General features: G+C 40.2%; 1 protein-coding gene and 1 pseudogene. Both read right to left on the reverse strand.

Annotated features, from left to right (window positions below; all coding sequences use genetic code 11):
- Positions 1 to 206: pseudogene (locus ACE5KN_RS31060) on the reverse strand (hypothetical protein); the annotation flags it as partial.
- 16 nt (positions 207 to 222) lie between these two features.
- The coding region (locus ACE5KN_RS31065; RefSeq protein ID WP_375533332.1) for a M14 family metallopeptidase at positions 223 to 418 on the reverse strand (196 nt) is incomplete at its 5' end.

The following is a 418-nucleotide window of genomic DNA, read 5'->3' on the forward strand; positions in this document are numbered from 1 at the left end:
GAGAGTACTGCAAAATCTTCAAAAGTTATTGTAGTGCTTGTCCTAATGTTAATGGCGATTTTTGGCTCACATTCATCAAACGGTATGAGAACAGAGTCTCGATATAGTTTTTTGAAATAATCCCTGCTTGCATGTCTAAGACATAGTTTAATATAGTTGCTGAACCCCTTTTCAACTTCTTCACAAGTTCTGAGTTTTGTGCCCATTTTTTTACCTCTCCTTTCATTTATCTCTTAATTGGTAAATGGGAACTAGGCGGCAAAAAGGCAACTCAGAAGAAATATAGGAGAATTCGATACGATCAGAAGCTGCAAATCCCTCGGCAGTCAAGCTGCAATTGTATCGCCTTCCGTTTAAGTGTTCGTTGATGACAGCCGCGAGGTCTTTATCGCCTGATTGTTCCCTTTGGGAAGAGCAG

It is taken from the genome of Paenibacillus terreus (genome assembly GCF_042138595.1).
Classification (GTDB): Bacteria; Bacillota; Bacilli; order Paenibacillales; family Paenibacillaceae; genus Paenibacillus; species Paenibacillus terreus.